Annotated in this window: 17 protein-coding genes and 1 other RNA gene; 7 read left to right on the top strand and 11 right to left on the bottom strand. The window is 65.0% G+C overall.

Translation table 11 applies throughout. The features are described from left to right. Positions 1-117 precede the first annotated feature (117 nt). The 8 genes from ACFDR6_RS01030 to tkt all read right to left on the bottom strand — a co-directional run bounded on the left by ACFDR6_RS01030 (position 118) and on the right by tkt (position 9,652). A complete protein-coding gene (locus ACFDR6_RS01030; protein WP_317241136.1) occupies positions 118-909 on the bottom strand; it encodes an inositol monophosphatase family protein in 792 nt (263 codons plus the stop codon). Between the two features lie 98 nt (positions 910-1,007). Beyond that, on the bottom strand, positions 1,008-2,087 hold the full coding sequence (locus ACFDR6_RS01025) for a tetratricopeptide repeat protein (protein WP_375857095.1): 1,080 nt from the start codon (positions 2,085-2,087) through the stop codon (positions 1,008-1,010). Between the two features lie 8 nt (positions 2,088-2,095). Continuing rightward, on the bottom strand, positions 2,096-2,794 hold the full coding sequence (locus ACFDR6_RS01020) for a thiamine phosphate synthase (protein ID WP_212088013.1): 699 nt from the start codon (positions 2,792-2,794) through the stop codon (positions 2,096-2,098). Between the two features lie 3 nt (positions 2,795-2,797). Beyond that, a complete protein-coding gene (locus ACFDR6_RS01015) occupies positions 2,798-3,823 on the bottom strand; it encodes a class I fructose-bisphosphate aldolase (protein WP_375857094.1) in 1,026 nt (341 codons plus the stop codon). 227 nt (positions 3,824-4,050) lie between these two features. Next, entirely contained in the window at positions 4,051-5,118 is a 1,068-nt protein-coding gene (gene fba / locus ACFDR6_RS01010; RefSeq protein WP_211415912.1) for a class II fructose-bisphosphate aldolase, read from the bottom strand. 57 nt (positions 5,119-5,175) lie between these two features. Continuing rightward, entirely contained in the window at positions 5,176-6,372 is a 1,197-nt protein-coding gene (locus ACFDR6_RS01005; protein ID WP_212088018.1) for a phosphoglycerate kinase, read from the bottom strand. A gap of 138 nt (positions 6,373-6,510) precedes the next feature. After that, positions 6,511-7,518 (bottom strand): type I glyceraldehyde-3-phosphate dehydrogenase, encoded by a 1,008-nt coding sequence (gene gap / locus ACFDR6_RS01000; protein WP_212088019.1) that lies wholly within the window; start codon positions 7,516-7,518, stop codon positions 6,511-6,513. Positions 7,519-7,666: 148 nt separating this feature from the next. Further along, the gene (tkt, locus tag ACFDR6_RS00995) at positions 7,667-9,652 is read right to left on the bottom strand and encodes a transketolase (protein ID WP_317241130.1); all 1,986 of its coding nucleotides are present in this window, start codon (positions 9,650-9,652) and stop codon (positions 7,667-7,669) included. Between the two features lie 373 nt (positions 9,653-10,025). On the opposite strand from tkt, the gene ACFDR6_RS00990 reads away from it, so the two are divergent. The 5 genes from ACFDR6_RS00990 to ACFDR6_RS00970 all read left to right on the top strand — a co-directional run bounded on the left by ACFDR6_RS00990 (position 10,026) and on the right by ACFDR6_RS00970 (position 12,728). Further along, a complete protein-coding gene (locus ACFDR6_RS00990) occupies positions 10,026-10,346 on the top strand; it encodes a DUF4164 domain-containing protein (RefSeq protein WP_020608063.1) in 321 nt (106 codons plus the stop codon). Beyond that, positions 10,343-10,726, top strand: a complete 384-nt coding sequence (locus ACFDR6_RS00985) for a cell division protein ZapA (RefSeq protein WP_212088021.1) — start codon at positions 10,343-10,345, stop codon at positions 10,724-10,726. The genes ACFDR6_RS00990 and ACFDR6_RS00985 overlap by 4 nt, the downstream gene beginning before the upstream one ends. 216 nt (positions 10,727-10,942) lie before the next feature. Beyond that, positions 10,943-11,103, top strand: a non-coding RNA gene (ssrS, locus tag ACFDR6_RS00980) — 6S RNA. Between the two features lie 226 nt (positions 11,104-11,329). Beyond that, complete coding sequence (locus ACFDR6_RS00975) at positions 11,330-11,926, top strand: 5-formyltetrahydrofolate cyclo-ligase (protein WP_375857093.1); 597 nt, start codon at positions 11,330-11,332, stop codon at positions 11,924-11,926. After that, the gene (locus ACFDR6_RS00970) at positions 11,904-12,728 is read left to right on the top strand and encodes a TIGR00282 family metallophosphoesterase (protein WP_212088023.1); all 825 of its coding nucleotides are present in this window, start codon (positions 11,904-11,906) and stop codon (positions 12,726-12,728) included. Before ACFDR6_RS00975 ends, ACFDR6_RS00970 begins: the two co-directional genes overlap by 23 nt. Positions 12,729-12,745: 17 nt before the next feature. On the opposite strand, the gene ACFDR6_RS00965 is transcribed toward ACFDR6_RS00970, so the two are convergent. After that, positions 12,746-13,813 carry a CobW family GTP-binding protein gene (locus ACFDR6_RS00965; RefSeq protein WP_375857092.1) on the bottom strand — a complete coding sequence of 356 codons (1,068 nt, stop codon included), beginning with the start codon at positions 13,811-13,813 and terminating at the stop codon, positions 12,746-12,748. Between the two features lie 120 nt (positions 13,814-13,933). Here ACFDR6_RS00965 and ACFDR6_RS00960 point away from each other — a divergent pair, with 120 nt between their 5' ends. Next, complete coding sequence (locus tag ACFDR6_RS00960; RefSeq protein ID WP_375857091.1) at positions 13,934-15,031, top strand: cyclase family protein; 1,098 nt, start codon at positions 13,934-13,936, stop codon at positions 15,029-15,031. Between the two features lie 288 nt (positions 15,032-15,319). Here the strand turns inward: ACFDR6_RS00960 and ACFDR6_RS00955 are convergent, their stop codons facing one another. Then, positions 15,320-16,744: a methyl-accepting chemotaxis protein gene (locus tag ACFDR6_RS00955; protein WP_375857090.1), complete on the bottom strand. Its 1,425-nt coding sequence runs from the start codon at positions 16,742-16,744 to the stop codon at positions 15,320-15,322. 108 nt (positions 16,745-16,852) lie between these two features. Beyond that, positions 16,853-18,601 carry a methyl-accepting chemotaxis protein gene (locus tag ACFDR6_RS00950; protein WP_375857089.1) on the bottom strand — a complete coding sequence of 583 codons (1,749 nt, stop codon included), beginning with the start codon at positions 18,599-18,601 and terminating at the stop codon, positions 16,853-16,855. A 223-nt stretch (positions 18,602-18,824) separates the two neighbouring features. On the opposite strand from ACFDR6_RS00950, the gene ACFDR6_RS00945 reads away from it, so the two are divergent. Next, positions 18,825-19,571 carry a YebC/PmpR family DNA-binding transcriptional regulator gene (locus tag ACFDR6_RS00945; RefSeq protein ID WP_014492334.1) on the top strand — a complete coding sequence of 249 codons (747 nt, stop codon included), beginning with the start codon at positions 18,825-18,827 and terminating at the stop codon, positions 19,569-19,571. The last annotated feature ends 12 nt before the right edge of the window (positions 19,572-19,583 follow it).

The raw sequence follows: 19,583 nt of genomic DNA, 5'->3' as shown, positions 1-19,583 counted from the left end.
CCGGGGCGCGTAGCGCGAACTCGGATGCGCAAATGCGCATCTGAGAATCCATCGCGACGCTGATCAATGGATTCCGGCCAGCGCCAAAAGGCGCGGCCCCGATGAGGGAGCGCCGCCTTACGCGGGCTTCCTCAAGATCTTAACCAATTCTCCGTGCACGAACTCGTTGCCGCATACCACGTGGCCCGTGACCAGCGGATCGCCGGGAGTCGCGATGTCGCTCACCGTTCCACCTGCCTCGCGCACCATCAGCATGCCGGCGGCGATGTCCCAGGATTGCAGGTTGCGCTCCCAATAGCCGTCGAGGCGGCCGGCGGCGACGAAGGCGAGGTCGAGCGAGGCGGCGCCGAAGCGGCGCAGGCCTGCGACGCGGTCCTGGATCGCGGTCATCTCGCGGCGGAATTCCTCGTGGTCGCCGCGGCCGATATGGGGCAGGCCGCAGGCGACCACGCATTCGTTGAGCTGGCGGCGCCCGGCCACCCGCAGACGCTGGTCGTTGAGGAACGCGCCCTTGCCGCGCTCGGCGATGTACAGCTCGTCATTGGCGGGGTTGTAGATCACGCCCGCAATGATCGTGCCCTCGCGCACGAGGCCGATCGAGATCGCAAATTGCGGGATGCCGTGCAGGAAGTTGGTGGTGCCGTCGAGCGGGTCGACGATCCAGGTGTGGCTCTTGTCGCTGCCCTCGCGGGTGCCGCCTTCCTCGCCGATGAAGCCGTAGCCGGGGCGGGCCTTGGCGAGATCCTGATAGACGATCTCCTCGGCGCGCTTGTCGGCGAGCGACACGAAATTCGCCGGCCCTTTCAGCGAGACCTGGAGATGCTCGATCTCGCCGAGATCGCGCTTGAGGCTGCGGCCGGCGCGGCGCGCGGCCTTGACCATGACATTGATTGTGGCGGAATACAGCATGAGCCTTCGGACTTGATCGGGGGAAAGGGCGGGAAATCGCGCCTGTTTGAGCAATGGGGTGCCCTGCGAGGGCGCTTGCGTCAAGTCATTGGGTCAAGTCATTTGGTTCCGAGCCATTTTTTGGCGGCGGCCTCCGCCTTGGCCCGGTCTTCGGCCGGCAAGTCGGACAATTGCTTGTCGAGCTCCGGGTCGCCCTTGCCGGCGGTCTTGGCCACCAGGTGCCATTTGAAGCCCTCGACCTTGTCCACGGATGTGCCCACGCCGTTGATCAGCACCCACGCCAGCCGGTTCTGCGCGACCGCACTGCCCTGGCGGGACGCCTTGCGGAGCAAGGCTACGGCGGCCGGCTGGTTCTTCGGCGTGCCCGTGCCGTTGAACATGGCGATGGCATATTCGACCTCGGCGTCGACATTGTCGGCGAGCGAGGCGGCTTGAAGCAGCCGCACGGCGCGTTCCGCGTCCTTCGCGACGCCGGTGCCCTCCTTGTAGAAGGTCGCGAGCGCGTATTGCGCCTCAGGCAGGCCGGCATCGGCGGCCTGGCGCAGCAGCTCGGCGGAGCGCTTGACGTCCTGTGGCAGGGTCTGGCCGTCGAGATAGAGCAAAGCGAGATTGTAGGCCGCCTTGGGCTCGCCGAGCTTGGCGGCGGACGCCATCAGCTTCACCGCTTCGCCCTTGTCGACCGTGCCGCCGCGGCCCGAAATGCGCAGCATGGCGAGCGCGAACATCGCCTCGCGGTCGCCGGCGTCCGCAGCGCGCTTGTACCATTCGGCAGCCTTGGCGTAGTCGCGCCGGATCCCCATGGCGTTGGAATAGAGTTCGCCGAGCATGGTCATCGCCTTGGGATCGCCGGCTTGCGCGCGGGCGGTGGCCAGCTCGAACGCCGTCTTGTACTGGCCGCGCTGATAGGCGCCGTACACCAGATCGACATTGGGATTGTCGGCCGGAGGCGCGGGGATGACGGTCGCGGGCTTGGGCGAGGGCGACGGCGACGGCTTGGGGGATGGTGACGCCTTCGGCGCCGGCGCTGCCTCTTTCTTCTTGGCAGGCGCGGGCGGCTTGGCCTTCTGCTTCTCAGGCGCCGCGCTCGGCGTCGTGGCCGGCGGGGTGATCTGGAGCTGTGCCGCCGCGGGCGTCGCGAGCAGCAGCGTGACCAAGATGGTGATGCGCGGGAGCTTCATGTCGGGCGCTAGCCGTGCTCCCGGCTCGCAGGATCATGGCTCGCAGGATCTTGGCTCGCGGTCGCATGGGCCTTCTTGATCGCGGCATCCGCCTCGATCAGCGCGGCCTTGGGCCCGCGCGGATCGGACCAGATGAAGTCGCCGACCAGCACGAAATCGGCGCCGCTGGCGGCGAAGTCATGGGCTTCTTCCAGCGACATCGCAAAGCCGACGCAGGGCGGCTCGAACAGCTCGGCCCACCAGTCCAGCCGTTCCGCGATCGCTTGCGCCTGGGGACGCTGGCCTTTCGCATCGGGCTCGCCGAACAGCAAATAATCCGCTCCCATCTCGCCCGCATCCATGGAATGGTGCCGCGTCGTCAGCCCGCCGACGCCGGCGATGCGATCGGGCTTCAGCGATGGCAGCGCCTCCTTCAGCGCGGCGATGCCGGGCAGGTGCGCGCCGTCGGCACCGCCCCGCGCGACCAGCTCGGCGTGGCCGTCGACCAGCAGCGCGGCGCCCGCCTTCTGCACCGGCGGTGCGAAGGCCTTGATGCGCGAGATCATGGTGCGCTGGTCGGTCTCCTTCAGCCGCAGCAGCACGGCCGCGACATCGGCGGCGGCGAGCAGGCCCGGCAGCTCGGCAAGAAGCGAAGCGGGATCATCGACGACAGGCGTCGCGAGATAGAGACGCGGCGCCGGGCGCGGCGGAGGTGGTTTGTTCGACAAGATCTAGGCCGCCTTCTTTTCCAGGCTGCTTTGCCATTCGCCCTTGGAAGCCAGTCCGTTCATCCGCGCGCGATGGCTGAAGGCGCGTTGCCCGGCCGCGACGTTCTCGGCCTTGCCGGACCAGGCCTTCTGCGGCGCGGCCTGCAGCGCGCGGCCGTAGGAGAAAGTCAGGCCCCAGGGTAGCGGGCCCAGCTTGTGCATGGCGTTGAGATGCGCGGTCGCCTCTTCATCCGACTGTCCGCCGGACAGGAAGGCGATGCCGGGCACCGCCGCGGGCACGCAGGCCTTCAAGAGCCGGATCGTCTTCTCCGCGACTTCCTCGACGGAGGCCTGTTTCGCGCATTTCTTGCCTGAGATCGCCATGTTGGGCTTCAGCACCATGCCTTCGAGTGCGACCCGTTGCACCCGCAATTCCTGAAACGTCTTGTTGAGCACGCGTTGCGTGACGTCATAGCAGCGGTCGATGTCGTGGTCGCCATCCATCAGCACCTCGGGCTCGACGATCGGCACGATCTGGGCGGCCTGGCACAGCGCGGCATAGCGCGCCAGCGCGTGGGCGTTGACGCTGATCGCGGTCATCGAGGGAATCCCGCCGCCGATGTCGATCACGGCGCGCCATTTGGCGAAGCGTGCACCGCGCTCATGATATTTCTTCAGCCGCTCGGCGAGCTTGTCGAGCCCGACGGTGACGAGTTCTCCCGGGCACATCGGCACGGCTTGCGTGCCCTCGTCCACCTTGATGCCGGGAATGGCGCCGCTCTGTTCGATCAACCTGACCAGCGGTGTGCCGTCCTTGGCATCCTGCCAGATCGTCTCATCATAGAGGATCACGCCGGAGATGTACTGGCTCATGGCATCCTTGGAGCGGAACAGCATCTCGCGATAGTCGCGGCGGTTCTCTTCGGTCGAGTCCACGCCGATCGCGTCAAAGCGCTTCTTGATGGTGCCGGAGGATTCGTCGGCGGCAAGGATACCCTTGCCTGATGCGACCATGGCGGTCGCCACCTTGTTGAGCTCAGTCAGATTCATCGAGAGGTCCTCCCAAAACGATTCTGCCCTTGCCCGTGAAAATAGACCGTTCTCGGGCAATTGCCGAGTTAACGTTCGTCGCAGGGTAAAGGGGGGAGGCCGGTCATTCCGGGGCGCGCCCCTTGGCGCGAGCCCGGAATCCATTGAGCCGCGTCGACGGTGGCACCGTGGATTCCGGGGCCCGCGCTGCGCGCGCCCCGGAATGACGGTGCCTGCCCTTACGTCGCTTACGCCACCTTCGGATCCAGCTCGCCCTTGGCGTAGCGCTTGGCCATCTCGGCGGTGGTCAGGACCCGCTTGATCTTGGAGGCTTGCCCTGCGGTGTTGAACTCCTGGAGCCGCTGCTTGCACAGCTTGGTCATGGCTTCCATCGCCGGCTTCAGGTACTTGCGCGGATCGAACTCTTCCGGGCTGTCCTTGAGCACCTTGCGGATCTGGCCGGTCATCGCCATGCGGTTGTCGGTGTCGATGTTGATCTTGCGCACGCCGTTCTTGATGCCGCGCTGGATCTCGGCCACCGGCACGCCCCAGGTCGGCTTCATCTTGCCGCCATTGGCGTTGATGATCTCCTGCAGGTCCTGCGGCACGGAGGAGGAGCCGTGCATGACGAGATGCATGTTCGGCAGCTTGCGATGGATCTCCTCGATCACGTTCATGGCGAGGATGTCGCCATCGGGCTTGCGGGTGAACTTGTAGGCGCCGTGAGAAGTCCCCATCGCGATCGCGAGCGCGTCAACCTTGGTCTCCTGGACGAACTTCACGGCTTCGTCCGGATTGGTCAGGAGCTGGTCGTGGCTGAGCTTGCCTTCGGCGCCGTGGCCGTCTTCCTTGTCGCCCATGCCGGTTTCGAGCGAGCCGAGCACCCCGAGCTCGCCTTCGACCGAGATGCCGCCGAGATGGGCCATGTCGGTCACGGTCTTGGTGACGCCGACATTGTAGGCCCAGTCGCCGGGGGTCTTGCCGTCGGCCTTGAGCGAGCCGTCCATCATCACCGAGGTGAAGCCGGCCTGGATCGCGGTCATGCAGGTCGCCGCTTCATTGCCGTGGTCGAGATGAACGCAGACCGGGATGTGCGGGTAGATTTCGGTGACCGCGTCCATCATGTGCTTGAGCATGATGTCGTTGGCATAGGAGCGCGCGCCGCGCGAGGCCTGGATGATGACGGGGGCATCGACCTGGTTGGCCGCGTCCATGATCGCCAGCGCCTGCTCCATGTTGTTGATGTTGAAGGCCGGTACGCCGTAATCGTTCTCCGCCGCGTGGTCGAGCAATTGACGTAACGTGATCCGAGCCATCTGTCTTTTTCTCCCGTTTGGGCCTTCCAAGGCCGCTCAATGTTTGCCGATCGAAGCTTACTTGACGCGCAGCACCTCAACGCCGGGCAGGGGCTTGCCTTCCATCCATTCAAGGAACGCGCCACCGGCGGTCGAGACATAGGTGAAACTGCCGGCGACGCCGGCCTGGTTGAGCGCCGCGACGGTGTCGCCGCCGCCCGCGATCGAGATCAGCTTCTTGGCCTTGGTGCGCTCGGCAGCGTGCTTGGCGGCCGCGACCGTGCCGCGGTCGAACGGCTGCATCTCGAAGGCGCCCAGCGGTCCGTTCCAGACCAGCGTCGCAGCGTCGTCGATCGCGGCGTGGACGCGGGCGATCGACTGCGGACCGACGTCGAGGATCATGCCGTCGGCCGGGATCGCGTCGAGCCCATAGGCATGCGAGGGCGCGTTGGCGGCGAAATGATAGGCGACGGTGGCGTCCACGGGGAGGATGATGGCGCAGTTGGCGGCTTCCGCCTTCTCCATGATGCGCAGCGCGGTGGCGGCGAGATCCTTCTCGGCCAGCGACTTGCCGACGCCGACGCCCTGGGCGTGCAGGAAAGTGTTGGCCATGCCGCCGCCGATCACCAGCGCATCGACCTTGCTGACGAGGTTTTCGAGCAGGTCGATCTTGGTCGAGACCTTGGCGCCTCCGATGATCGCGATGACAGGCTTGGTCGGCGAGCCCAGCGCCTTCTCCAGCGCGTCGAGCTCGGCCTGCATGGTGCGGCCGGCATAGGCGGGCAGCTTGTGGCCGAGACCTTCGGTCGATGCGTGGGCGCGGTGCGCCGCCGAGAACGCGTCATTGACCCAGATGTCGCCGAGCTTTGCGAGCTCCGCGACGAAGGCGGCATCGTTCTTTTCCTCTTCCTTGTGGAAGCGGGTGTTTTCGAGACAGAGGATATCGCCGTCCTTCAGGCTGGCGACCGCCTTGGCCGCGGGCTCGCCGATGCAGTCTTCAGCGAAGGCGACGGGCTTCTTCACGACCTTCGACAGCGCCTCGGCAACCGGCTTGAGCGAGTCCTTGGCATCGCGTCCCTTCGGCCGGCCGAAATGCGCGAGCAGGATGACCTTGCCGCCCTTGTCCGCGATTTCGGTGATGGTCGGCGCGACGCGCTCGAGCCGGGTCGTGTCGCTGACGCGGCCATTGTCCATGGGGACGTTGAGATCGACGCGCAGCAGCACGCGCTTGCCCTTCACGTCGACGTCGTCGAGGGTGCGGAATTTGTTGGTCATCTCTGAGTTCTCTTGTCCCGGGCCTCTAGGAGGTCATTCCGGGGCGGTGCGCTAGCACCGAACCCGGAATCTCGAGATTCCGGGTCTGGTCCTTCGGACCATCCCGGAATGACGGCGCAGTTGGAACGCGCCCAATCCTCAGATCACCTTCGCGATCGCAGCGGCGGTGTCCGCCATGCGGTTCGAGAAGCCCCACTCGTTGTCGTACCAGGACATCACGCGCACCAGCGTGCCGTTCTGCACCTTGGTCTGGTCCTCGTGGAAGGTCGAGGAGTGCGGGTCGTGGTTGAAGTCGATCGAGACGTTCGGCGCACTGGTGTAGCCGAGGATGCCCTTGAGCTGCTGCTCGCTGGCGCGCTTCATCGCCGCGTTGATTTCCTTGGCGTCGGTGGCGCGCTTGGCGACGATCTTGAGATCGACCACCGAGACGTTCGGGGTCGGCACGCGAATCGCGACGCCGTCGAGCTTGCCCTTCAGCTCGGGTAGCACGAGGCCGATCGCCTTCGCCGCACCGGTCGAGGTCGGGATCATCGACATCGCAGCCGCACGGCCGCGATAGAGATCCTTGTGCATTGTATCGAGCGTCGGCTGGTCGCCGGTATAGGCGTGGATCGTGGTCATGAAGCCGGTCTCGATGCCGACGAGGTCGTTCAGCACCTTGGCGACTGGCGCGAGGCAGTTGGTGGTGCAGGAACCGTTCGAGATGACCAGATGATCCCTGGTCAGCGTGTCGTGGTTGACGCCGTAGACGATGGTGGCATCGGCGCCGTCGGCGGGCGCGGAGACCAGAACGCGCTTGGCGCCGGCGGTCAGGTGCGCGGAAGCCTTGTCCTTCGAGGTGAAGATGCCGGTGCATTCCATCGCGATGTCGACGCCGAGATCCTTCCACGGCAGCTTCGAGGGATCGCGCTCGGCGGTCACCTTGATCTTGCCGCCGCCGAGGTTGATCGAGTCGCCGTCGACGGTGACGGTACCGGGAAAACGGCCATGGACGCTGTCGAAGCGGAGCAGATGGGCGTTGGTTTCGACCGGACCGAGGTCGTTGATGCCGACGACCTCGATGTCCTTGCGGCCCGACTCGGCAATAGCCCGCAGGATGTTGCGGCCAATGCGGCCAAAACCGTTAATTCCAACGCGGACTGCCATGTTTCGTCTCCTTCAATGACCGTTGTCATCCCGCACAACGCGCTATGCGCGCCTGCGAGGGTTTTTTAGGGGCGGGCGCCCGGTTCGGCCGGGCGGTGCTTGATCATATGAGAGACTACGTAGTCCTTTTTTGGGGCAAGCTCAACTCTCAGGAAACGCGTTTCAGCACGGCGTTAACCGCGGCCTCGGCGGTAATGCCGAAATGCTTGTATAGCTCCTTGGCAGGACCGCTTTCGCCGAAGGAATGCATGCCGATGAATTCGCCATCCTGGCCGATCACGGCGTCCCAACCCCAGCGCACGGCGGCCTCGATTGCAATCCTGACCGGCGCGTTGCCGATGATGGCTGCGCGCTTGGCCTCTGGTTGCGCTAACAACAGCTCGAGCGAGGGAACGGAGACAACGCGCGAGGCGATGCCGCGTTCCGCAAGCTGCTTCTGGGCGGCGACCGCGATCTCGACCTCGGAGCCGGACGCGAACAGCGTCGCCTTGGCTTCGCCCTGGGCTGCGACCAGCTCATAGGCGCCGGCCGCGCACGGATTGTCGTTCGGTGCGGTGGTGCGGAGCTGCGGCAGGTTCTGGCGCGTCAGTGCCAGCACGGTCGGTCCGTCCACGCGATTGAGCGCGAGCTCCCAGCATTCGGCGACCTCCATCGCATCGCACGGGCGGAACACGCGCATGTTCGGAATGGCGCGAAGCGCGGCGAGATGCTCGACCGGCTGATGGGTCGGACCGTCTTCGCCGAGGCCGATGGAATCATGCGTCATCACATAGACGACGCCGGAGCCCATCAGCGCGGCAAGCCGCATCGCTGGACGTGCGTAGTCGGTGAACACCAGGAAGGTCGCGCCGTTCGGCGCGTAGCCGCCGTGCAGGAAGATGCCGTTCATCGCGGCGGCCATGCCGTGCTCGCGAATGCCGTAATGGATGAAACGCCCCTTCGGCGTCTTGGCCGAGAACGCGGTCGCCGATTTCGCCTTGTTGTTGTTGGAGCCGGTCAGATCGGCGGAGCCTGCCAGGAATTCCATCGGCATCGCGCCGGCAATGACTTCGATCACGGCTTCCGAGGATTTGCGGGTCGCCGCGGTCATCGGCTTTTCCAGCAATTCCTTCTTGTACGCGCGCAGCGCCTTTGCCAGCGAGGCCGGACGCTCATGGCGCAGGCGGCGTTCGAATTCGGCGCGCTTGCGGCTGCCGAGCTCGCCAAGTCGTGTTTCCCATTCCTGTCGTGCGGCTGCGCCGCGGCTACCGGCTGCGCGCCACGCCTTCAGCACGTCCTCGGCGACCGCGAACGGCTCGAGCGAGAGACCGAGCTTCTCCTTGGCGGCCTTGAGCTCGTCGGCCCCCAGCGCCTCGCCATGCACCTTCGAGGTGCCGGCCTTGGTGGGCGCGCCGAAGCCGATGGTGGTGCGGCAGGCGATCAGCGTCGGCTTGTTGGACTTCTTGGCGCGCGTGATCGCGTCGGCGATCGCCGCCTGGTCGTGGCCGTCGATCTTCTCGGCGGCCCAGCCCGCCGACTTGAAGCGCTTCACCTGGTCGACGGAATCGGAGATCGAGGTCGGGCCGTCGATCGAGATGCCGTTGTCGTCGTAGAGCACGATCAGCTTGTTGAGCTTCCAGTGCCCGGCCATCGCGATCGCTTCCTGCGACACGCCCTCCATCAGGTCGCCGTCGGAGGCGAGCACATAGGTGTGGTGATCGACGATCTTCTTGCCGAACTCGGCGGCGAGCATCTTCTCGGCGAGCGCCATGCCGACCGCGGTCGAGATGCCCTGGCCGAGCGGACCGGTCGTGGTCTCGATGCCCTTGGTACGGAAATTCTCGGGATGGCCAGGGGTGAGCGAGTCCACCTGGCGGAATTGCTTGATCTGGTCCAGCGTCATCTCGGCATTACCGGTCAGATACAGCAGCGAATAGAGCAGCATCGAGCCGTGACCGGCCGAGAGCACGAAGCGGTCGCGGTCCGGCCAGGCGGGCGCGGCGGCGTCGAATTTCAGGAACTGCGTGAACAGCACCGTGGCGATGTCGGCGGCGCCCATCGGCAGGCCGGGATGGCCCGATTTCGCCTTCTCGACAGCGTCCATCGAAAGGCCGCGGATCGCGTTGGCCATACGGGAGTGATCGACCTGCGTCATGTCTGAAATCCGTCTGAAATGAGGCGCTTGGCGATGCACGCCCGCGCGGGAGGAGCCTGGCGGCCACTGAAGGTCGGGGCTGGGATAGCACCTCGGTTCCGGGAGTCCAAGGCAGTCAAACGCGGATTTGGCCGCAAAAGTTGCCTCTGTGGAGATCGCTTTTCCGCCGGGCCCGCGCGTGGGAGCAACGGTCGAATTGGGACGGGCTCCTTCCGATCTATCGGTGCATAGTTTCGCGGCGACGTTGCGCTTCCCTAGCTTGCCACGTAAATTTCTGCTTCTAACCGCTTGCCGAACCGAGTCTTTTGCCGGGCGGCAAGCCCCAGGAAAAAGGCCACTGGGCAAAGGCCGCCAGGTTCCACCGCTGACTGCAATGAACGATCGCGTGTCCAACAGTTCCGCCATGACGGAGTCCTCCGCGGTCGAGATCGAGATCGCGACCCGCAGGCTGATGGCGGCGCTCGACGCGCTCGAAAGCGCGGTGGAGCGGCGGCGCGATGCCGATCGCGACGAGAACGAGCTCGCGGCGCGGATCCAGGCCCTCGGCGCCGACCGCTCGCGCCTCGCCGACGAGCTCGACGGCGCGCTGGTGAAGGCGCGCAAGCTCGAGCGCACCAATCGCGAGATCTCCGATCGGCTGGATTCCGCGATCGTCACGATACGCTCGGTGCTCGATACCGGAGAGGACGGATGAGCCACATCAACGTCACCATCAACGGCCGGCAATACCGCATGGCCTGCGAGGAGGGCCAGGAGGTGCGGCTGCTCAAGCTCGCCGAAAGCCTGGAGACTCGGATTCAGTCGCTGCGCGGAAAATTCGGCGAGATCGGCGATGCGCGCCTCACCGTGATGGCGGCGCTGACCGTCTGCGACGAGCTTGTCGACGTCGGCAACCGTGTCCGCGCCATGGAGCAGGAGTTGACCGAGCTTCGCGATTTCCGCAATGCGGCCGTCGAGCGCGCCAGGATGACGCAGACCGCGGTGGTGAACGCCCTGAACGCCGCCGCCGAACGCATCGAGAAGTCGACCCAGGTCCTGAACCGGACGGTCGGCAATGGCATAGCGATCGGCTAGGGGGCTGCCGCGCGGCCTGCGCAAGCGCCTCGTCCTTCGAGACGACCGCTCCGCGGTCTCCTCAGGATGAGGCTGACCGACAGCTTTGCCTATAGAATTGCTGCCAAGCGCTCAGTCCTCATCCTGAGGAGCCCGCCAAGCGGGCGTCTCGAAGGATGGCCACAGCCCCACTTCACGCCACTGGCGATTCGTCAGTATCGTTGTTACATTGGCTCCGCGAGGCTGCGACGCGCGTCAGGAGCCATATATCCCCGGGGCCTTATCGATCCTTTAGGGAACTGTCCCTGGCCGGGCCCGTGGGCCCGGACATATGGTGCCCACCTACTTTCGTAGGGAACTCCGGGATCGAGTGCTTCAACGGCGTACGCGGCTTCGCACTGTTTCTTCCTTCTGGTTCGTGCCTGTCGAATTGCGTCCCCGACACGCCTGCGGTTCAATCAATCTCGGTGTCATGCCCCGCGAAAGCGGGGCATCCAGTACGCCGCCGCGTCGAGGTCTAGCACTGGCGTCTCTGGAATACTGGATCGTCCGCCCCACTGCGCAAAGGCGCACAAGGCGGACGATGACGGCGGAGCAAGGCTCTGCCTTCGGGGGAAAACGCACATGCCCAACACCAAAGCCGAACTCCGCGCCAAAGCTCTCGCGGCGCGTGACGCGCTGAGCGAGAAGAAGCGCGCCACTGCGGCCGCAAAGCTCGCCAAGCGCGGGCTGCCGTTCGACCTGCTGCCCGGCAGCATCGTCTCCGGCTATTCGCCGATCCGCAGCGAGATCGATCCGATGCCGCTGCTCACGAGGCTCGCGGAGCAGGGGGCCAGGCTGGCGCTGCCTTGCGTCTCCGCGCGCGGGCAGTCGCTGATCTTCCGCATCTTCCATCCGAACGATCGTCTGATGCTCGGCCCGCTCGGCATCCCCGAGCCGTCGCCGGCAGCGGCCGAAGTCATTCCGGACGTCATGCTGACGCCGCTCGCGGCGTTCGACCGTCTCGGCCACCGCATCGGCTATGGTGCGGGGCATTACGATTTCACCTTCGCGCATTTGCGCAAGACCAAGAACATCGTCGGCATCGGGCTCGCTTTTGCAGCGCAGGAGATCAAGGCGGTTCCGGCATTGGCCCACGACGTGGCGCTGGATTATGTGCTAACGGAATCGGACGTGTTCGATTTCCGGAGTTCTGAAGTTGCGCATTCTCTTCGTGGGTGATGTCGTCGGCCGCAGCGGCCGCAATGCCATCGCCGAATATCTCCCCGGCTTGGTCAAGGACTGGTCGCTCGATTTCGTCGTCGTCAACGGCGAGAATTCGGCCGGAGGCTTCGGCATCACGGAAGCGATCTATCAGGAGTTTCTCGATGCCGGCGCCGATGCGGTGACGCTCGGCAATCACTCCTGGGATCAGCGCGAAGCCCTGGTGTTCATCGAACGCGCCGAGCGCCTGGTGCGTCCGGCGAACTATCCGCGCGGCACGCCCGGCCGCGGTGCCGCTCTGGTCGAGACCAAGAACGGCAAGCATGCGCTCGTCGTCAACGCGCTCGGCCGCGTCTTCATGACCCCGTTCGACGATCCCTTCGCCGCGCTGGAGCGCGAGCTCGGCGCTTGCCCGCTCGGCGTTGCCGCCGACGCCATCGTCGTCGATTTCCATTGCGAGGCGTCGAGCGAGAAGCAGGGCATCGGCTTCTTCTGCGACGGCCGCGCCAGCCTCGTCGTCGGCACACACACCCATGTGCCCACCGCCGATCACCAGATCCTCTCGGGCGGCACCGCCTACATGACCGATGCCGGCATGACCGGCGACTACGATTCCATCATCGGCATGCAGAAGGAAGAACCGCTGCGGCGGTTCACATCGGGAATTCCGTCAGGCCGGTTCGAGCCGGCCGCGGGTGCTGCAACGCTCAGCGGCGTCGCGGTGGAGACGGACGACGCGACGGGCCTTGCGCTCAAGATTGCGCCGGTGCGCGTCGGGGGAAGGCTGGAGCCGGCAACGCCGAAATTCTGGTTGAGCTGACGGCAAGTTCGGCTGTCTCAGGCCGCCGCGCGGACGGCCTGCCAGAGCTCGAGCACTTCATCACGCGCGATCCCGCGCGTGATGAAAACGATGCGCGAGCGGCGATCGCTATCGGGCCAGTCACCAAGCGCGACCGGCGGATGGAAGACGTGGTGCACGCCGTGGATCACGATCGGCGTCGGCTCCCCACGGAGATTGAGAATTCCCTTTACTCGCAGCAGGTCCTCTCCGCGCGCGTTGCGCAGATAGGAAAGCCAGTGCGTCACCGCCATCCAGTCGAGCGGCTCGTCGAACGCTAGCATGAAGCTGGCAATCGACGCATCGTGATCATGATGGCCGTGGTCATGGTGCGCGTGATGATCGCGATGCGACTGACCGGCATGCGTATGGGGTTCCGCGAAGGCCCGCTCGTTGAGCCACCGCTCTACGTCTATCCTCTTCAACTCGGGATCGATAAGGCCGGCACCGAATAGCCGCGCGGGATCGATCTCGCCATGACTGACGCTTTCGATTCTGGCACCGGGATTGAGCCGCCGCAGGCGTAGCTCCAGCGTCGCGATGTTCTCGACCAGATCGCCCTTTGTGATCAGCAGCCGGTCGGCCAGCGCCACCTGCTTCACCGCCTCATATTGCCGATCGAGTTGATGCGGCGCGTTGATGGCATCGACCGTGGTCACGACCGTGTCGAGCCGCAGGAAGTGGGAGACGAGGGGATTGTTGAGCAGGAGCTGCACGATCGGCGCGGGGTCGGCAAGACCGGTGGTCTCGACCAGGATACGCCGGAATGGCGGAATCTCGCCGCGGTCGCGCTTCACAAGAAGGCTTCGCAGCGTCTCCTCGAGATCGCTGCGGATGGTGCAGCAGATGCAGCCACTTGCGAGCACGGCGACCTCGCCATCGACGCGCTCGACCAGAAGATGATCGAGACTGACCTCGCCATACTCGTTGATGATAACGGCGCTGTCCTTCATACCGTCGTGGCGCAGCAGGCGATTGAGCAACGTCGTCTTGCCGCTGCCGAGAAAGCCGGTGATCAGCGAAACAGGAAGTCGCTGCGCGGATTTGTCGCCTTCAAATAGGCTCATTGGAATCACTCGCACCAACGGTCTTATTTTTGTCGCTGGACAACAACCTAGCTGAGGAGGAGGGTGGCAGAAATCATTTTAGAGTCCAGGCTTATCTGGGCCACAACCTGGGAGGGTGCAATGTCTAATGAGATCAACGACGTAGATCAAGACGCCAGCGGCGCCACGACCGACCGCCGGACCTTGCTCCGCACTGCGGGCATCGCTGGCGTCGCCGGCGCGGCGCTCGCCGGCTCGATGCACGGCAAGTTCTCGCTCGCGCCGATCAGCCAAGCCCAGGCACAGACTGCAGCCTCCATGCCCAAGAACGTCGACAAGCCATGGTGGCCCTCGAAATGGGGCAAGGATGACGAGGCTGGCGCATCCAACCACATCACCCCGGCGAAGGTCCTCGACGCGGCGAAATGGATCAAGGACGGCAAGATCTACAAGATCGGTCGCGTCTATGAGGCCGCGATGCCGCTGTTCGGCGCGCGCGTGTTCGCACTGCGTATTCCCGGCAGCCCGACTGGCGGACCGTTCGGCGACAACAAGCTCGTGTATCACGACGAGTTTCTTGCGACCGAGATCGGCCAGACCGGCACGCAGTTCGACGGTCTTGGTCACATCGGCATCCAGATGGGCAAGGAGGGCGACAAGAGCGAGATGCGATTCTACAACGGCTTCACAGCGGCCGAGATCAGCGACGCCTACGGCCTGAAGAAGCTCGGCATCGAGAAGCTCAAGCCAATTTTCACCCGCGCGCATCTGATCGACATGGTCGCGCTCAAGGGCGGCATGATGGATGTGGGGCAGGAGATCACCTCAGCCGATATCAAGGCGGCGCTGGCGAAGCAGAATATCCCCGAGAGCGACATCAAGCCCGGCGACGCGATCATGTTCCACACCGGTTGGGGCTCGCTCTGGATGAAGAACAACGATCGCTTCAACAGCGGAGAGCCGGGCATCGGCCTCGACGCTGCGAAATGGATCGTCGAGAAGGATCTCGCGCTGACGGGGGCCGACACCTGGGCAGTCGAGGTGGTGCCCAATCCCGACAAGACGCTCGCCTTCGTGGTTCACGCCGAACTGCAAACCAAGAACGGCATCCACAACCACGAGAACCTGATCTTCGACGAGCTGATCGCCGACAAGAAGTACCAGTTCGTCTATAGTTTCACCCCGGCCCCGATCAAGGGCGCTACCGGAAGCAACGGCTGCCCCATCGCGATCACATGAGGAAAGCGCATCGGTGCGGGCGGACGAGATGCCTGCACCGATGCACGATGTGCCGAACCAATGCTTGGAAAAGCCCGGGCTGCAGCGCGGAGCAGCTCTATCCCGGCGGAGACGACGGCAATGCGACGATGGTCTTTCAGAACAGGAGCATCACGCTCCTGTTTTGCCCGACGTGTCAAAATACGCCCATGACCTGCCGTCGCAAGCCATTGATTCCGCACGCCCCGGCTACTGTGCATGGGGTTGTTTTCGAGATTTTATGGTTTCAAGGACGCCTTCCCGCGGCCGTCAGCTCTGCCGGAAACCCATCCTGAACGCGCCCCAGTGCTTGCCGCGAACCATGATCGGTGAGGACAGGTCCTTCATCAGCACGAACTGTCCGCCGCCCATGTCGCGGCGGTAGGTTTGCAGCAGGAACGGTTTGGTGTTGCCTGCGACCTTCTGCACCGCGCGGTCGGTGAACAGGCGGCGGTTGCGGCAGTTGGCGTTATTCCAGACCGGGTCCTTGCCCTGCGGCAGGCGGTAGTTGGGATTGTGGGTCGGCAGATAGCCGCCCCTGGCCCAGGCGACGCAGAACACGATGCGGGGATCGCATTTCTGGATCGGGTCCTGGATCGCGGGCAGCACGCGGTCGGTGAAGTCGACGTAGTTGGTGAGGTACTGCTTCGGATCGGTGCCGGGGATCTCGCGATAGGTCTCGTCCATGAGCCGGTCGAGCGTGATGTCGCCGCGGTCGATCGCGGCCTCGAATTCGGCCGAGATCCGCTTCGCGGTATCGACGACGATTCGGATCAGCGGTGCGTCCGATGTCTCGACGCCGCTGTCCGCGATCAACGCGATCAGGCCTTCGGAGGTGTCGAGCAGCTTCGTCACCCGCTGATCGGCGCTTTTGAGATCGCGAGAGGAGAGGTCGACGCCCTTGGCGAGCTCGTTCAGCTCGCTGATGACGGTGTCGCAATGTCCGAGATTGGAGGTCGCCGCGCGCGTGACGCTGCCGATCTCCGCCTCCACGGAGGCAAAGCCCTGCTGGACCCGCGAGATGATGCCGGAGATCGCTTGCGCGCCTTCACCTGCGGTCTTCGCGCGCTGCGATGCGTCGCTGCTTTCGCCGATCAGGCCTTCGATCTGGCCGTCGAGATCGCGCACGGTGTCGGAGATCTGATGCGTGGCCTGGCGGGTGGCCTCCGCGAGGTTCTTCACCTCGCTCGCGACCACTGCGAAGCCGCGGCCGGCGTTGCCGGCGCGCGCGGCTTCGATCGTCGCATTCAGCGCGAGCAGATTGGTCTGCTTCGCGATCGCCTCGATCGAACCGGAGACTTTCGCGACCTGCGCCAGCGCCGAGCCGACGGCGCTGAGGCGCGCTTCGATGCGCTCCACCGCTGCGACCAGCTCGGAGATGTGGCTGACCGCGGTGTCGACGGCGCCGCGCGACTGCGCGATCTCGCCGACCGCGGCGGTCGTGGTCGTTTGCACCGCCTGCGATGCATTGGCGATGTCGTGGTTGGCCGAGACCATCGTCTCGGCCGTCTTCTGGAGGTGGTGGAACCGTTCCGACTGGTTCGCGACGCGGTTTGCGACTTCCTGAACGTTGCCGGCAATGTCGGCGAGTTCCACGCCGAGGCCGCCGATGCGGTCGGCGAGCTGATCAATCAGCCGTTCGGCCAGCGTGCGGTTGGAGCCGGTGTCCATGACGGCAAGTTGTGCGACGGACATGTTCGATGAGTCCTCCAGTCAGAGCCGTAAGCCGGCTCACGGCGGCATTCCCATTCCAATTTCGATCTTAAGGGATGATTCGCGCCCGGCGTCTTGCCTGAGCGTGCACTACAGTTTGTAGGCCGTCCTGAATCCACCCCAGTGACGGCCCTGCACGCGGATCGCGACGTCGATCTCCCGCATCATGACGGTATTCCCGTTGCCCATGTCGCGCGCATAGCTCTGGACCAGATACGATCGCAGGTTGCGTGCGGCGGCCAACCCCGCCGGATCGTTGAATATCCGCCGGTTGCGGCTGTTGGCCGTGTTCCAGACGACGTCGCCCGGCCGCTGCGGATGCGAATAGATCTTGTTGTGCACCGGCAGGAAGCCGTTGCGATCGACCATGGCGCAGAACGCCATGCGCGGGTCCTTCGCCAGGAATGCTTCCTGGAACGGCGGCAGGGCGCGGTCGGCCCAGTCGAGATATTTCGTGCGGTATTGCTGGGGGTCGGTTCCGGCGATTTCGACATAGTCGGTGTCGAAGAGGTCGTCGATCTTGACCTCGCCGCGCGCAACCGCCTGTTCGAATATCTTCGTCAGCGCATTGCCCGCCTCCATGGCGCGGGTGACGAACTCGGTGTTCTCCTCGTGGATCGACCAGAGCCTGTCCTCGATCTTTTCGCGGAGCTCGGCATCGGGGCTGGCGAATTGCGCGCGGGCGCCGGCCTTGGATTGCTCGATCACGCGCAGACGGCAGGCGCCGACGTTTTCGAGCGTGCCTTCGATCATCGCTTGCGGTGTGAGCCGGCCTGCATCCGCGCCGCCGATCAACACACCGTCCATCGAGATTTCATAGACCGGCATCACGCCGCGCGCGCTCTCGAACTTGAGGTGGCAGGGCAGCCGTTCCGTCTTGCGGCGATCGTCGTGCTCGCTCTGGCGGAGCAGCACGGCGCAGCGCGATTTCAGCTTTTGAGCAAAAGTCGTGACGGCCTTGCCGGCGCTGGCGACGTTTTCGCCGTGGCTCTCGGCCGCCTTGGTCGCGGCGTCGATTTCGGCCGCGCTCTCGCCGACCGCGACGATGAACTCCGAGGCGCTGGCGGCATTGCCGGAGACTTCGCTGGTGGTGGCGTTCTGCTCGGCGACCGCGCCGTTGACGGTTTCGAACACGGGGCGGATCGCCTCGATCGCCTGCGAAATGCGGTGCACGGCATCTGCCGAGCCGGCGGCGTCGCGCTGCAGCGCGTCGATCTTCTTCGTGATCTCTTCCGTGGCGCCTTGCGTCTGCACCGCGAGGGCCTTGACCTCGGTTGCGACGACCGCAAAGCCCCTGCCGGCGGCACCCGCACGCGCGGCCTCGATGGTCGAGTTGAGCGCGAGCAGCGTCGTCTGTCGCGCGATCTGGGCGATCAGATTGACGACGTTGCCGATGGCGGCAGAGGATTCGCGCAAGCGGTCGACATTGGCACGGGCTTCCTGCGCCGCGGCACTGGCCTCGTCGGCAAGCTTGCCGGCTTCGCGGACCTGGGCCCCGATGCCGAGGGCGGACTGGGTGAATTTGTCGGCGGCATGGGCGAAGGTGGAGGCGTTCGATTGCGCGGCATTGGTGCGGCCGGTCAGGGCGTCGGTGCGGTCGCGAATGGCGGCAAGCGTCGTCGCGGTCGCCTCGGCGCCGCCGGCCACCGAATTGGCGGCGCGCTCGAGCTGGCGGATCATGGCGCCGAGCTCGAGTTCCAGCAGTTCGAGGATTTCCCGGGCGGAATCAGTTTGGGCCGCGGCCACGGGCTCGGAATGGGCCGCCGGCTGCGCAGCCTGCAGGGCTGGTGCAGGCGCAGCCGCCTCCGGCAGACGCTTCCGAAATAGTCCGAACGCCATCACGTCTCTCTTGTCGTGGAACGGGTGGACGCTATTTTCGCAGTCCGGAATGAAATCAGGGTTAACGATGCCCGACCTCTAGGCACGAACCATTACGGCGGCTACCTCTACAGTGCTACCTTAGGGCACCAGAGCCCTTTGATTCCGGTGGGCCGGCGGCCTATAAGGCCGCGCTTCCCACCCCATCGGCGAACACCTCCAAAGACCATTCAAGAGACCACGCATGGCCGGACATTCCCAATTCAAGAACATCATGCACCGCAAGGGGCGGCAGGATGCGCAGAAGTCGAAGCTGTTCGGCAAGCTGGCGCGGGAAATCACGGTCGCCGCCAAGCTGGGCACGCCCGACCCCAACATGAACCCCCGCCTGCGTGCCGCCATCATCGCGGCGCGCCAGGAGAACATGCCGAAGGACAATATCGAGCGTGCCGTCAAGAAGGCGCTCGGCAATGAGGGCGAGAACTATGACGAAATCCGCTACGAGGGCTATGGCCCCGGTGGCGTCGCCGTCATCGTCGAGGCGCTGACCGACAATCGCAACCGCGCCGCCTCCGACATCCGCTCCTTCTTCACCAAATCGGGCGGCAATCTCGGCGAAACCGGCTCGGTCTCCTTCATGTTCGACCGTACCGGCATCATCGAATACGACCGCAGCGTCGCCTCCGATGACGCCGTGCTGGATGCCGCAATCGAGGCCGGCGCCGACGACGTGGTCTCCGGCGAGGGCGGCCACGAGATCTACGCCTCGACCGAAGGCTACCGCGACGTCGCCAAGGCGCTGGAAGCCAAGTTCGGCGAGCCGCGCAAGGCCGCTTTGATCTGGAAGCCGCAGAACACGGTCGCGGTCGACGACGAGACCGGCGAGAAGCTGCTCAAGCTGATGGATTTGCTCAACGAGCACGACGACGTCCAGCAGGTCTACGCCAATTTCGAGGTGTCGGACGCGCTGATGGCGAAGATGGGCGGCTGATAGCCAGCTCCG

Source organism: Bradyrhizobium tunisiense, from assembly GCF_042263385.1.
Lineage (GTDB): Bacteria > Pseudomonadota > Alphaproteobacteria > Rhizobiales > Xanthobacteraceae > Bradyrhizobium > Bradyrhizobium tunisiense.
This window is presented reverse-complemented; position numbering and strand designations above follow the sequence as displayed.

What these genes read in the sequence shown, in the direction of transcription:
- ACFDR6_RS01030 (WP_317241136.1), bottom strand. Translation starts at nt 909, where the DNA reads ATGCTGTATTCCGCCACAATCAATGTCATGGTCAAGGCCGCGCGCCGC.
- ACFDR6_RS01025 (WP_375857095.1), bottom strand. Translation starts at nt 2,087, where the DNA reads ATGAAGCTCCCGCGCATCACCATCTTGGTCACGCTGCTGCTCGCGACG.
- ACFDR6_RS01015 (WP_375857094.1), bottom strand. Translation starts at nt 3,823, where the DNA reads ATGAATCTGACTGAGCTCAACAAGGTGGCGACCGCCATGGTCGCATCA.
- fba (WP_211415912.1), bottom strand. Translation starts at nt 5,118, where the DNA reads ATGGCTCGGATCACGTTACGTCAATTGCTCGACCACGCGGCGGAGAAC.
- ACFDR6_RS01005 (WP_212088018.1), bottom strand. Translation starts at nt 6,372, where the DNA reads ATGACCAACAAATTCCGCACCCTCGACGACGTCGACGTGAAGGGCAAG.
- gap (WP_212088019.1), bottom strand. Translation starts at nt 7,518, where the DNA reads ATGGCAGTCCGCGTTGGAATTAACGGTTTTGGCCGCATTGGCCGCAAC.
- tkt (WP_317241130.1), bottom strand. Translation starts at nt 9,652, where the DNA reads ATGACGCAGGTCGATCACTCCCGTATGGCCAACGCGATCCGCGGCCTT.
- ACFDR6_RS00990 (WP_020608063.1), top strand. Translation starts at nt 10,026, where the DNA reads ATGAACGATCGCGTGTCCAACAGTTCCGCCATGACGGAGTCCTCCGCG.
- ACFDR6_RS00985 (WP_212088021.1), top strand. Translation starts at nt 10,343, where the DNA reads ATGAGCCACATCAACGTCACCATCAACGGCCGGCAATACCGCATGGCC.
- ACFDR6_RS00975 (WP_375857093.1), top strand. Translation starts at nt 11,330, where the DNA reads ATGCCCAACACCAAAGCCGAACTCCGCGCCAAAGCTCTCGCGGCGCGT.
- ACFDR6_RS00965 (WP_375857092.1), bottom strand. Translation starts at nt 13,813, where the DNA reads ATGAGCCTATTTGAAGGCGACAAATCCGCGCAGCGACTTCCTGTTTCG.
- ACFDR6_RS00960 (WP_375857091.1), top strand. Translation starts at nt 13,934, where the DNA reads ATGTCTAATGAGATCAACGACGTAGATCAAGACGCCAGCGGCGCCACG.
- ACFDR6_RS00955 (WP_375857090.1), bottom strand. Translation starts at nt 16,744, where the DNA reads ATGTCCGTCGCACAACTTGCCGTCATGGACACCGGCTCCAACCGCACG.
- ACFDR6_RS00950 (WP_375857089.1), bottom strand. Translation starts at nt 18,601, where the DNA reads ATGGCGTTCGGACTATTTCGGAAGCGTCTGCCGGAGGCGGCTGCGCCT.
- ACFDR6_RS00945 (WP_014492334.1), top strand. Translation starts at nt 18,825, where the DNA reads ATGGCCGGACATTCCCAATTCAAGAACATCATGCACCGCAAGGGGCGG.